The 12051-nt window shown below is 35.6% G+C and carries 11 protein-coding genes and 1 pseudogene; 8 read left to right on the top strand and 4 right to left on the bottom strand.

The window, feature by feature from the left end:
• The 3 genes from BLR88_RS08810 to BLR88_RS08820 form a co-directional block, all read left to right on the top strand.
• Positions 1 to 242, top strand: a 242-nt coding sequence (locus tag BLR88_RS08810; RefSeq protein ID WP_175493583.1) for an ATP-binding protein, incomplete at its 5' end; no start/stop codon positions are given.
• A 347-nt stretch (positions 243 to 589) separates the two neighbouring features.
• The gene (locus BLR88_RS08815) at positions 590 to 973 is read left to right on the top strand and encodes a hypothetical protein (RefSeq protein WP_057899845.1); all 384 of its coding nucleotides are present in this window, start codon (positions 590 to 592) and stop codon (positions 971 to 973) included.
• A 439-nt stretch (positions 974 to 1412) separates the two neighbouring features.
• Positions 1413 to 2039: a LysE family translocator gene (locus BLR88_RS08820; protein ID WP_057899844.1), complete on the top strand. Its 627-nt coding sequence runs from the start codon at positions 1413 to 1415 to the stop codon at positions 2037 to 2039.
• 123 nt (positions 2040 to 2162) lie between these two features.
• Here BLR88_RS08820 and BLR88_RS20680 read toward each other — a convergent pair.
• Positions 2163 to 2352 (bottom strand): annotated as a pseudogene (locus tag BLR88_RS20680) (IS3 family transposase); the annotation flags it as partial.
• 340 nt (positions 2353 to 2692) lie between these two features.
• Here BLR88_RS20680 and BLR88_RS08825 point away from each other — a divergent pair.
• Together BLR88_RS08825 and BLR88_RS08830 are read left to right on the top strand one after the other, a co-directional pair.
• Entirely contained in the window at positions 2693 to 3355 is a 663-nt protein-coding gene (locus BLR88_RS08825; protein WP_057899843.1) for a type II restriction-modification system restriction endonuclease, read from the top strand.
• Between the two features lie 44 nt (positions 3356 to 3399).
• The gene (locus tag BLR88_RS08830; protein ID WP_139184949.1) at positions 3400 to 5085 is read left to right on the top strand and encodes a hypothetical protein; all 1686 of its coding nucleotides are present in this window, start codon (positions 3400 to 3402) and stop codon (positions 5083 to 5085) included.
• Between the two features lie 34 nt (positions 5086 to 5119).
• Here BLR88_RS08830 and BLR88_RS08835 read toward each other — a convergent pair whose 3' ends face one another.
• The 3 genes from BLR88_RS08835 to BLR88_RS08845 form a co-directional block, all read right to left on the bottom strand.
• On the bottom strand, positions 5120 to 5737 hold the full coding sequence (locus tag BLR88_RS08835; protein WP_057899841.1) for a class I SAM-dependent methyltransferase: 618 nt from the start codon (positions 5735 to 5737) through the stop codon (positions 5120 to 5122).
• An 81-nt stretch (positions 5738 to 5818) separates the two neighbouring features.
• Positions 5819 to 6862, bottom strand: coding sequence for a MerR family transcriptional regulator (locus tag BLR88_RS08840; RefSeq protein ID WP_091260484.1), 1044 nt, complete (start codon positions 6860 to 6862; stop codon positions 5819 to 5821).
• 321 nt (positions 6863 to 7183) lie between these two features.
• Complete coding sequence (locus BLR88_RS08845; RefSeq protein WP_057899840.1) at positions 7184 to 7582, bottom strand: GNAT family N-acetyltransferase; 399 nt, start codon at positions 7580 to 7582, stop codon at positions 7184 to 7186.
• A gap of 319 nt (positions 7583 to 7901) precedes the next feature.
• On the opposite strand from BLR88_RS08845, the gene BLR88_RS08850 reads away from it, so the two are divergent.
• From BLR88_RS08850 to BLR88_RS08860, 3 genes are all read left to right on the top strand, one after another.
• Positions 7902 to 9212 carry a sensor histidine kinase gene (locus tag BLR88_RS08850; protein WP_057899839.1) on the top strand — a complete coding sequence of 437 codons (1311 nt, stop codon included), beginning with the start codon at positions 7902 to 7904 and terminating at the stop codon, positions 9210 to 9212.
• An 879-nt stretch (positions 9213 to 10091) separates the two neighbouring features.
• Positions 10092 to 10586, top strand: a complete 495-nt coding sequence (locus BLR88_RS08855) for an SH3 domain-containing protein (protein ID WP_057899838.1) — start codon at positions 10092 to 10094, stop codon at positions 10584 to 10586.
• Between the two features lie 499 nt (positions 10587 to 11085).
• Positions 11086 to 11739, top strand: coding sequence for an SGNH/GDSL hydrolase family protein (locus BLR88_RS08860; protein WP_057899837.1), 654 nt, complete (start codon positions 11086 to 11088; stop codon positions 11737 to 11739).
• Positions 11740 to 12051: the final 312 nt, after the last annotated feature.

Genomic DNA, 12051 nt, shown 5'->3' on the forward strand with positions numbered 1-12051 from the left:
ATCTAGAGCACGGAAGTGCCCACTATCTTTTTCAAGTCATCTCTCGCCGCTATGAACGTGGTTCTATCATCATGACCTCCAACAAGTCATTTGGTGAATGGGGAGAAGTATTGGGAGATCCAGTTATTGCGACAGCGATGTTGGATCGACTTCTGCATCATTCTCGTATCTTTAACATGAAAGGTGAAAGCTACAGATTACGGGAAAAGAAGGCTGCATCACGAAAACAGAAGGGTTCGTGAGGAGCCCTTCTGGGGAATTTTAAAACGGCGATTTTGGGGAAGTTATAGCCGGCCTTGACAATCGTCGTAGGAAATAACATGTTTGCTACTCCGTTCTATCAAGAATATAAGGTCCAGACACCGCTCAAAACTCATTCCCATATCTATTGCTTCGTCAGCAATCTCGCCAAACGAGATAGTCGCCTATTCCTCGTGCCTTTCCATACAGCACTTCTTCCCTGTATCGACAGGAAAAATATGTTTTTGTTTTTGATTCTATAGTATCGTGAATATAGAATAAAAGGATAAAAAAGGGAGAGTTAGTAGTAGATATAACGGAAGATATGGAGACCTGGGAGGAGTTTTCTTTGAGAAAGTATCTACTTATCGTTCTTTTCCTTTTACTTTCTGTATTTCTCACAAGGTTTGTGTTAAATAGAGAATATTATCCACCATTGCCCATCTCTTCTATAAATAAAAGGGAGGCTGTTTCACGGCTTGAACATTCATCTGAAACCATCGTAAAAATAGCGGAGGAAGACGGTTATGAATGGTACATTACAAGAATGGAGCAAGGGAGAGGATATAAGAATGTGACGCGAATGGTAAGTAAAAATGGTTGGACATTGAAGAATAGAGATGGAAACGGATTCTTCTTTATGAAGAAGGACCGGACTATCATTGTAACGACACAAATGTGGACAGGAAATTATATTCTCTGCAAAATACCGAATGAGTGGAGAAGTAAGTAACTTATGGAGAGAATGTCTTTATGGTTAGCTTTAATGAGTAACAGATTCTTATTTTTCCTTTCATTCTCTCAATATTTCGAGAAAAATAAAGTCCTGACATAAAAAACGGGATAAAAAAATCGAAAAAAGCGGGATTTGTAGCAAGAGTTTATTTATTCTGGACATAGTTAGGATGAAAAAAAGAGAAAAAAACGAAAACATTTTTTAGAGAAATGGAATGGTTTTCTGTTTCTCTTTTTTTCATAGGGATAAGGGAAATATGATTATTGAATGGATAGTTATTAATAAAGGCTAAAGGCTTTTTTCACAAAGATTGTTGTTTGTAACGTAAAATTTTTTACTGAGCTAACGGGCAGTATTATTCAGATAAAGGTATTTTCAAAACTACCCATTTATGCTATGTTAAGAGACAAAATTTTTATTAAATTTGGAGGTTGGTATGGGAAATTTTTATCTCTTTGTCATCACATCGATCTTACTTATTATTCTTCCCGGTCCCGATACTGGATTAGCCACGCAAAACACTATTGCTTACGGAAAAAAAGGAGGAATCAAGACGGTTTTAGGCATTTCTACAGGGCTTATCATTCATACCTTAGCAGCAGTTTTTGGTCTTTCCGCCATTATCGTTAAATCCGCACTATTGTTTTCTATTTTTAAATATGTTGGTGCAATCTATCTCATTTATCTAGGTATAACATCATTGTGGTCTTTAAAGAAGAAAAGAGAAGTTTCATCGAATGATGATATTCAAGCAAAATATCAGAATAAATCTCCATTTCGCCAAGGGTTTCTAACGAACCTCCTGAATCCGAAAATAGCTATCTTTTTTCTTACTTTTCTTCCACAATTTTTAACTTCTGGGAGTAACCCCTTTTTGCAATTTCTTATTATGGGAATCACTTATACTGTTTTAACCATTATTTGGTTTTTACTGTATGTGAATTTAATTGATTCTATTAGTGTATGGATGAAAAAAACATCTACACAGCGTGTCATTCAAGGAATCTCAGGATTGGTTCTTGTGGCTTTTGGAATCAAGCTTGCTCTAGAAAGAAGACCATAGTTAACATAATTAATCGACAACCTATTTCTAACCAATTTAATTAGTTGTTTTTTATTTACCATTAAAATCATTGGTTAACATCCAAATGATTATTCAACTAACAGGAATCAATTGCGAAATAAAAGTCTGAGAACGGTTCAGCCACTTGTAATATCCGCTTCGGGAAACCTGAAACACCCGGCACATCTTCTTCACCCGAAACGTGTAGCGATGTTGATGAATAAAGGCAAAAATTATCGCTGGTCTTTGGCGAAGATGTTTTTAAGATGGCATTCTCTTCTTCTAGATCACGAATTCGCTTTTGAAGCTCGGAGAACTGGTGATTTTCGCTTCGGAATTTCTGCTTGCGTAGACTCTTATTTCTATCATAAATGTGTGTCCACTTTTTAGTTTAACATCATGAGGGTAAAAGAACTCAGCATGACTGAGGAAAAAGGTTATAAAATTGTACAGTCCAGAAAAGGATTTGGGGGAATTTGGTGTGGGGGAAACGAGCCTTACGCTGTCTTAAACAAAGAAAAACGAATCACTAGGCACTGGGTCGGGGTATTGCATATTATTTCACGGAATAAAACCACATAACATTTTGGCGTAACTAAGAGCAATATGGTATTATGAACTAGAAATCCTGGAAGAAAGAGAGCAAACTTTAGATGAAGCCAATATTAACCATTTCAGATTTAATAGCCAAGGCAGAAGAGTTCTGTAAACTTGAGTCGCAAAAGCAGAATTCTTCATTATTTGGAATTACCGACGGAAAAGCAGTTGGTACATATGTCGAACACTCTTTCCAACAGTTTTTACAAGATTCTTTTACTATAGAAATTGGAAATTCTGCCAAGGGAATCGACCTCCCTTCAGAGTCTATAAATACTGATATAAAGGTTACTTCGATTAAACAACCTCAATCTTCTTGCCCATTTAAGTCTCCAAGAGAAAAAATCTACGGGCTTGGATATAATTTATTACTTTTCGTTTATGATAAAAAAGACAATCCTTCAACTCAAACAACTACATTAGATTTTGTAAGCTGTGCTTTCATCGATAAAACTAGAACGGGTGATTATCAAACTACTAGAGGTATTCGGCAAATTCTCGAAAACGATGGTAACGTGGATGATTTGATAGCATATTTTTATGATAGAGCATTGCCAGGTGATGAAATTATTTATCAAGGGCTTGCCGAAGAAATTCTAAGTAATCCTCCCGTACAAGGATATTTAACTATATCAAATGCTCTTCAATGGCGATTGCAGTATAAACGAATAGTTGACATACCTAAGAATAAAGTAGAAGGAATAGTGAAGATTATATGATTCAAAACAAGCGTATCTTACTGGAGTCTTCTACTCAAACTAACATGACTATTACAGACATTAAGGCTTATAACGATACAATCTATAAAGAAACGGGTATAGTTGATTGCTTTACCTCTGTTGACGATTTTATTGAGCATGATAAGTTTGCAAATGAAGAACTGCTACAGGGTGGGAGGGAGTTTGGTGATTATCAAACTCCTCCACATCTGACTCATCAAATCTGTGAATACTTGGTTAGAAATTACAACTGTAATCCTACTATTGTTATTGAACCTACTTTCGGGAAAGGTAACTTTATAAATTCTGTTTTAGATTTTTTTTCTAACATAAAAAAGATATATGGTGTTGAAATACAAAAAGGATATGTTTGGTATTGTAAGAAAACCTTACTGGAGAAACAAAAATTTTCAAACCAAAAACCAGATATTTATTTATACCACGATGACATTTTTAGTCATGACTTTGATAAGAGTATTTTTAACTCTAATGAAGAGGTTTTAATTATTGGTAACCCTCCATGGGTGACTAACTCTGAACTTGGTACTCTTGATGCAAAAAACTTACCAAATAAAAACAACTTTAAAAAACATAAGGGATTAGATGCATTAACAGGAAAAAGTAACTTCGATATTTGCGAGTATATTATCCTGCGGATGTTAGAGACGTTTTCCAATGTTAATGGCACACTTGCGATGCTTTGTAAAAACTCGGTAGCCAAAAAAATCGTTCATGATCTTCCGAAAAGAAGATTTAACATAACTGATATTAAGCTACTAAATATAGATGCCAAAAAAGATTTTAACGCTGCAACTGAAGCCTCATTGTTTGTTGTTAGACTTGGAAAGCCATTAACAGACCAAGTTTGTAAAACTTATAAGTTAGACGAGCCTGAAAAACTTATCTCTACTTTTGGGTGGTATAATCATAAATTTGTATCCAACATTGATAAGTATAAGCGTTCCTACCTTGTCGATAATCAATGCCAATTTGAATGGCGGTCTGGTATAAAGCACGATTGTTCTAGCGTTATGGAATTAGACACGAAGGGAAATAAGTTGACTAACAAATTAAAAGAGATTGTGGATATCGAACGCGACTTAGTCTATGACTTACTTAAAAGTTCTGACCTTAAAGCAGGGATTTTCTCTGATTCCGTTAGAAAAAAGGTGATTATAACTCAAAAGAATATTGGAGAAAGTACCGATTATATAGAGAAACAATATCCAAAACTATGGTCTTATTTACAATCCCACAAAGATAAACTTGACGCAAGAAAGTCAAGTATCTATAAGGGAAAACCCAGTTTTTCAATTTTTGGTATAGGTGATTACTCGTTTTTACCTTATAAGGTTGCTATCTCTGGGATGTATAAAAACTCTCATTTTACCTTTATACAGCCAATTAATAATAAACCTGTCATGCTAGATGATACATGTTATTTCCTTTCTTTTAACGATTACAATACTGCGGTCTTTACCTTCGCAGTATTGAATAGCGAAGTTGTAAAGGACTTCCTTTCAGGAGTAGTTTTTCTTGATGAAAAACGTCCTTACACCAAAGATTTATTGATGCGAATTGATTTGTATAGGGCGACAGAGCAGATAACATTTGATGATATTTTATTAACACTTAAACCTTTTTCTGACAAAATAAATTTGCATAACATATCATCAGAGGCATATCAAGATTACATTGATTTATTGAAAAATAAAGCCCTCCTTCTCTAAGGAGGGACTTTATTGTTAGAGCAAATGCATTCCTTTAAGAAGGTTTTCTGGTAATCAAAATCCTTGCAGCATGGCGATGGGGAATGCCACTGGAATTACAATCAAAAATCATTTCTTCAGTAAAAAGTGTTTCCCAATCCACATAATAATTTTGTAATTCGTTTCTTTGATAGAGGTATTCATTTTTTCCCCAGTCGGGTGCAATTTCAATGTCAGGATGTTCAATGAAGGCAAATAATACATTCAGTCCATCAGGTAACGTGTTTTCTTTAAAATGGTTAAATTGTTGCATCCTATTCCTTGGATGGATGTATTGTAATGTTCCAATGGAATAAATGATATCAACACTGTGAGGAAGAATAAAATGATTTACATCTCCCTCAACTGTCCGAATCGTTGTATTCATTTCACTCGCTAATTTCTTCGCCTTTGCTAATCCAGCAGGTGCAACATCCATAGCTAAAACATCAAAACCATGCTTAGCTAGGAACACACTATCCCTGCCTTCTCCTGCACCGATATCAATCACCTTTTTGCCATGGATTTGGTCTTTAGGTATGTAACCCAAAATGCGCTGCGCTAATGTATTCGGCTCTTTTCCCCAGTAGTATTCCTCTTGTGAATACATTTCCTGTAATTGTTCTTTGTCCATTGTAAATTCCTCCAACCCTTTATGTTCGTACACTTTGAATCATAAAGGTTTACGTAACGAGAAGGTCAAGAACAATGATTGTTAGATGGGTACCGCATAAACAATATAAAGGAAGTCATTAATTTGATGGTATTTGGTAATGTATCTATTTTTGTCGAACCATTCAAGTAAATCAGTTAGAATGGAGTAGTATTCATCCTGAATGGCTTTAACAGTATTATTCATACCTTTTTCGGACAAATCTTGCAGATACTCGACTTGTTTTTTCCTGTTTTCAAACATCAAATCCGCAATACAAATTCTCCCATGTGGTTTTAATACTCTACGCATTTCAGTTAAAGCTAATTTTTTTTGTTCGTGGGTAAGATGGTGGAAGGCAAAGCTGGTTACTACAAAATCAAAATCTTCATCAAGGTAAGGGATGGCAAGGAAATTTCCAAGTTTCGTTTCCATATTCGGGAATTTCCGCCGACATTGCTTCAACATTTCTTTTGATTGGTCTATTGCTGCCATCTTAATGTTCCTGGTTAAGAATTTACCTGCTAAGTTTCCCGTTCCATTTCCAATGTCTAACCCCCATTCGTTTTGTTGTGGCGAGACCCATTGAACGATCATATCAAGGGCTTCTTCATAATTTTGATATTCGTCATTATTGTTCCGTACATATTCATCGTGGCTACTTGCTTTATGGTCAAAATTCCATTTATCATACCAATTCTTTCTTGATTCCCTAAGTCTTTTTGACCCTTCTGCAAGCTCGAAAATATTATGTAAGTCAAGAGATTGTTGTTGTTTCATCAATCCAATCATCTGGTCTGTTGTTTCGAGAATTTGCTTTAATTCTAACCATTGTGAAAACATGACTGAACGTTGGAGTTCAAGATAATACAGGAGTTCCTCCTTATCTTCTTTATCTACCTCTGCTAAGGCTTTTTTTATGTCTTCAATGGTCATTCCTGCTTCCCGTAATGATAGGATGGTTTGCAGTCGCCATATCTCTTTCTCGGTAAAAGTACGATATTGATTGTGCTCCTGCTTAACAGGAGAGATTAACCCTTTTTCTTCATAAAAGCGAATAGCTCTTGGGGAAATGTTTAGTTTATTAGCTATCTCTTTGATTTTCATTATGTTCATAAAAACGAATCTTCCTTTTGAGTTTGAATAGGAAAAATTTGTTTTTTTTAATTCTATAGTATCATAAATATAAAATAAAAGAATAAAAGGGCAACATCTGATGAAAAATGGATGAGTCAAATAAGAAAATTGGGTTACCTTAATAGCCCTAATGTTGAAGTAGAAATGCCGTATGGTATTAGACAAGGTTTTATGAAACAGTTAAAAGATAATGGCTATAAAACAAGGGTATACGTAACGTATGGAAAGACCTATTTTTGATTGTTTTTATCAATATACTGTTCAGCTTCAATTAACCGTTTAACAGCACGCCTAACGTTTACGTCGAATAATAAACCCGTTATCGACCTTCTCGAATCCAACCTTTGGGTAATAATCCATTGCATTGGGTGCAGATAGTAGGATAAGAGCCACCTCTTCACCGATGACTTTTCTTATCCTCTTTATCAGTTCCTTACCGATTCCATTCTTTTGATAATCTTTATCGACAGCCAAATCAGAAAGATAACAACAATAACTGAAATCTGTTAAGGCACGAGCAATCCCAACCAACTTATTGTTATCCCAGGCGGTCAAAATAATATTTGCGTGGTCTAACATTTTCTGAATCCGCTCTTTTTGTTCGATTGGACGTGTTATCCCGCTCTTTTTAAAGACCTGTACAACATCTTCGGCTTTAACTGGCTCGTTGTATTTATAAATGATTTCCATAATATAGGATACCTCCTCTTTATAATTATACCAATTATTATAATATATATCACTACTTTTGATAGAAAAGGGTTCAGTCTTACCTGGCGAAAGTTGAAAAAACGGTTCAATTTTATTCAGCGATTATACCAAGGGCAATGACATGTCTCTATTTTCTAGAAATCTTGGTCAGAAATTTTAACGTATAAGGCAACCGATTCGTCCAATAATCATTTTTGTCGGGTTACTTTTTTGAAACGTATATAGCGAGACGAAGACACATGGTATACTTATAAAATAATAATAAAAAGACACTAAATGAAAATAAGGGTTGTAACAAATGGACTTTATTATTTTTATTTTTTATTCCATTCCTGAAATGTTATTATTAATCGCCTTGGTTCTTACCTTGTGCGGACAGAGGCCGCCTACTACCCGTTACATTGTCGCTTCTGTTTTGATCGCATGTACAAATGAGTTGATTCAGTTAGCGGACACGGATATGGTATTACGGGCATTTTTACAGTTGATTTTCGCCCTGGTTATCATGATGATGTTTTTTGGTTTGCCTTTTTTTAGAGTTTTTATTTCGTTATGTTTTTCCTTGCTGGTATTACAAGCCATTGAATTAGTATCGTTCCAATTCGGTATGCTCATTACCGGAATGGACTATCAAACCCTGAGAGAACATACGGCTTTTCTGTTCGTGATCTGGGGTAATCTCGTCTTGTTATTAGCGCTCTTATTCTTTTTAGAGAAAATAAAATTTTCATTATTCGCAAAGGAATCACTCCAAAAGCCGCCCCGCTCTCAAACGATGATTTATTATTTTTTAGCTGTTCTTTTTTATGTAATAGGGATGGTTGGGGCTGAATTAAATAGCACCGGAACCATCACAAAAAGCAAGGATATTTTAATCATGCTAATCTTTCAAGTGATTTTTCTATTCCTAATGCGAGAAATCATGCGGGCGGACCGAAACGAGTTCAAATTAAAAATTCAGCAAGAGTATACAGAGAATGTAACTTCACTGTTTACCTCTATTCGCGCGCAGCGACATGACTTTGCAAATCATATTCAAGTCCTTTCTCTCTTACTGTATCAAAAACAATACGAAAAAGCCGAAGAATACTTACGCGAACTGGCTAAGCAAACTGTAACAATCAGCAAAATTTTAATTAAAGATAATGCTGGGCTTTCCGCTTTACTCCAAGCCAAAACATCTGAATTGGCCCGTGAAGGTATACAACTTGTGTTAGATTTGCAAACAAACTTAATTAATACGACAATGACAAGTATTGAAATGAACCAGCTGATCGGGAATTTGATTGATAATGCCGCCGACGCTATTCGTGAAGATGGGTACAAGAGCCCGGAAATTCATTTACATACAGCTGTCCATGCAAATATGGTGTATATTAGTGTCACAAATTTTCGTCCTATTATTCCAGCTGATTTGCAGAAGAAAATTTTTGAGTATGGATTTTCAACAAAACCTGGGCATTCCGGAATCGGCTTGGCTATTGTGAAACAGCTAGTTAAAAGTCATAAGGGGGAAATATCCTTGGCAAGTACGCCGATAGCGGGTACAACTTTTATCATTCAACTTCCGGTTATAGAAAAAACACAAGAAGCGGAAAAAGTGATATAACTTTGTAAAAACCGGAGACGATAATATAAAAAAGTCCCTCCCGATTATTCGGGAGGGAAATAAGGGATAAAGGAGCTTACATTCTTTTATACGAGAGTGATTGCAAGAAGTTACAAAAAGACATTGTGAATCGTTGCAATTAGAATGAGAAAAAGTTGGCTTCCCTTTCCTTTGTTTATAAACATTTCATACCAATGTTTTTAGTCATAGGACATACCATCCAATTTATCGATACTACATAGGTATTCGGCCTATTATTGTATAGACAACCATACTACATAATTTTTATTATCCTTACTTGTTCAATTTATGAGACATATCGTACCTAATTCCCATAACAACAAAATTCACTTTACGTCATAGAGGTCTTCATACAGGAACCTTACTTTTAGATATTATTGTAAGCATATTGCTGATTGGAATTGTGCGATGCATTTTGCGAGAAGAGGTTTCATAGATGATGAAGAAGCGGATTTAGCATCGATCGTTGCTATCAAATCAGAAAGTAACATTTTGTATGATGCGTAAAGTATTTTTTTATAGTACGTAATCAGCCAAGAGAGATTGTAAGAAAAAAGTTGGCTTCTACCATGCTAAATACCTATACTATATAAATTTTTACTAAAAGTTATATAGTCACTTAGTATTGCTAAAATTGGTTAGATTTCATGAATTTGGTTGTATTTTTATATCTTCAGGGTTTTAGTATGCTAGTATACGTGCTGTTAAGACACCAAGAGTAGTAAAACTATGAAAAAATTCAATTTTAGCAGGAGGGGATTTGAAGATTTTTGCGAAGATTTGGAATTATAAAGTTAATAATAAAAAGACCAGATAATTTAGAAAAATACAGATGGATATAGAAGGAGGAGTAATGAGATGAAAAAAATGAAATGGTTATTATTCATGATGCTAACCGTTACATTTGCTACAACTCCTGTTGCTTGGAAAGCAGAAGCTGCCACAACACAGAAAGTGGGAGTAGTTGTTAATGTAAAAACAGGCCTCAATATAAGGGCTGGCGCAGGGACGAACTATAAGATCATCGGAGTGTTGAAGAATGGAACGGCTGTGTCGGTTCTAAGCAAAGTTAACGGATGGTACCAGATTAAATACAAAGATATAACGGGCTATGTTTTGGGAAGTTATATCAAATTGTTAGATAATCAAGTTGTTAAAAAAGAAGACGTTAGAAATAAAGAGGAAGTTAAAAATGATGATAAGGTATTAAAAATAGACATTACCTTTTATAATGAAGAAGGAAAAGTAATAGGTTCGGCTAGTGGCCTTTCCCTTAATTCTTTTGGACAGAACGTTAGTTTTATTCAGCAAATACCATCTGGAGCAGACAGATATACAATAAATATTAATTAGGGCCTCTGGTTTCTGTCACCAGGTTAGATGTACATAAAACAACAAGAAAGTTATAAATTATGGTGTTATCGATGCTGAAAAAAATACGTAGGAGGATGACGCAATGGCGCATGAGACGTCATTATCAGAGAATGGACAGAATATGTCAACGTACGTATTTTTCTAAAAAGAACACGTATTGAATGGCGTGTGGATTTTTCATTTGACTTAGGTGGATTATCTATAAACAATTGGATCGCTCTTGCGGAAATACAGGACGAGTGCACCATTTGAAATTCTGTTAAGCGAAAGAGGGGAAAGAAGGTTGTATCAACGACACAGCCTTCTTTTTTGTATCTGTAGAAAAAAGCCTGGTAAGTGTGATGGCGTTTGCATAAGCAGTAGAGCGATAATATTATTATGAATATCCCGGTGCTGTGTATACTCAATATAGTTATCATAAATAAAATGGAAAATTGCGCTTGGTATGGATAGAGTGCGTGACAAGGAGGAATACGGGATGACAGACAAATTGCTTATCGGTTTTGGCGACAGTATCATGGCTGGAGCTTTTGTACAACCAGAAGATACATATCTTGTTAAACTGGGAGAAATGTTCGGTTTTAAAACGAAAAATGCCGGTGTACCAGGAAATACATCTACCCAGGGATTGGCGCGTATGGAAGAAGATGTTTTGCGTTTTCGACCGGATATTTGTATTGTAGCGTTTGGTATGAATGATCACTATGCGGTAGCCTCAGACGTTCGAAATGTAGAGAAGCCGGTATATCGAAAAAATCTTAGAATTATGATTACAAAGCTCCAAGAAATTGGATGCAAACCGGTTCTTTGTACCATTAATCCTGTTATTGCCGGAGATAAACATGCTTATTATTATCGTCGCCATCCAGAGGAATGGTACTTGCATCCGAAAGGAGTAATGGCCTGGATTGAGGAATATAATGAGATAATCCGCCAGATAGCGAAAAGCATGAAGATTTCTTTAGCTGATATTGCTATGTATTGGAAAAAATATGTACACAATGGCGGAAGTCTCGCAGAGGTGTTGCGTACTATTGAGAATAGCGGAGATGATGATGGTGTCCATCCTACGCCAGCTGGACATGCGCTTTATGCGGAATGCATAGCCGAAGAAATCAGTCAATGGTTATAAGGGGGATATGTCAGCCGCCAAAGTAGGAACTTACTAGGAACAGCGGACTGTTGTGCCTTGCTCCGGAAAAGCTACCGTTTGAAGAAGAATAAACAAAAAAGACATGTTTTTTACACAGAATTTGTTAGCTGAAAATATAAAATATATAGTATAATTGTATTATAATGAATATTTAAAATATTAGACTGTTTATGTCTGTCCTCTTTCCTACCAGAAATGAGTTCACAGGCAAACCAGCCAGTCGCGCCCCTTACGTGAATGCTTTTTGCCATGGGGATTGCACTGGCTTTTTTTGCTCATCCATGACATAAA

It is taken from the genome of Aneurinibacillus thermoaerophilus, from assembly GCF_900099925.1.
GTDB classification, from domain to species: domain Bacteria; phylum Bacillota; class Bacilli; order Aneurinibacillales; family Aneurinibacillaceae; genus Aneurinibacillus; species Aneurinibacillus thermoaerophilus.

Bases quoted from the DNA above. Each gene is read 5' to 3' on its own strand.
- BLR88_RS08820 (WP_057899844.1), top strand. From the start codon at position 1,413: ATGGGAAATTTTTATCTCTTTGTCATCACATCGATCTTACTTATTATT.
- BLR88_RS08825 (WP_057899843.1), top strand. From the start codon at position 2,693: ATGAAGCCAATATTAACCATTTCAGATTTAATAGCCAAGGCAGAAGAG.
- BLR88_RS08830 (WP_139184949.1), top strand. From the start codon at position 3,400: ATGACTATTACAGACATTAAGGCTTATAACGATACAATCTATAAAGAA.
- BLR88_RS08835 (WP_057899841.1), bottom strand. From the start codon at position 5,737: ATGGACAAAGAACAATTACAGGAAATGTATTCACAAGAGGAATACTAC.
- BLR88_RS08840 (WP_091260484.1), bottom strand. From the start codon at position 6,862: ATGAAAATCAAAGAGATAGCTAATAAACTAAACATTTCCCCAAGAGCT.
- BLR88_RS08845 (WP_057899840.1), bottom strand. From the start codon at position 7,582: ATGGAAATCATTTATAAATACAACGAGCCAGTTAAAGCCGAAGATGTT.
- BLR88_RS08850 (WP_057899839.1), top strand. From the start codon at position 7,902: ATGGACTTTATTATTTTTATTTTTTATTCCATTCCTGAAATGTTATTA.
- BLR88_RS08855 (WP_057899838.1), top strand. From the start codon at position 10,092: ATGAAAAAAATGAAATGGTTATTATTCATGATGCTAACCGTTACATTT.
- BLR88_RS08860 (WP_057899837.1), top strand. From the start codon at position 11,086: ATGACAGACAAATTGCTTATCGGTTTTGGCGACAGTATCATGGCTGGA.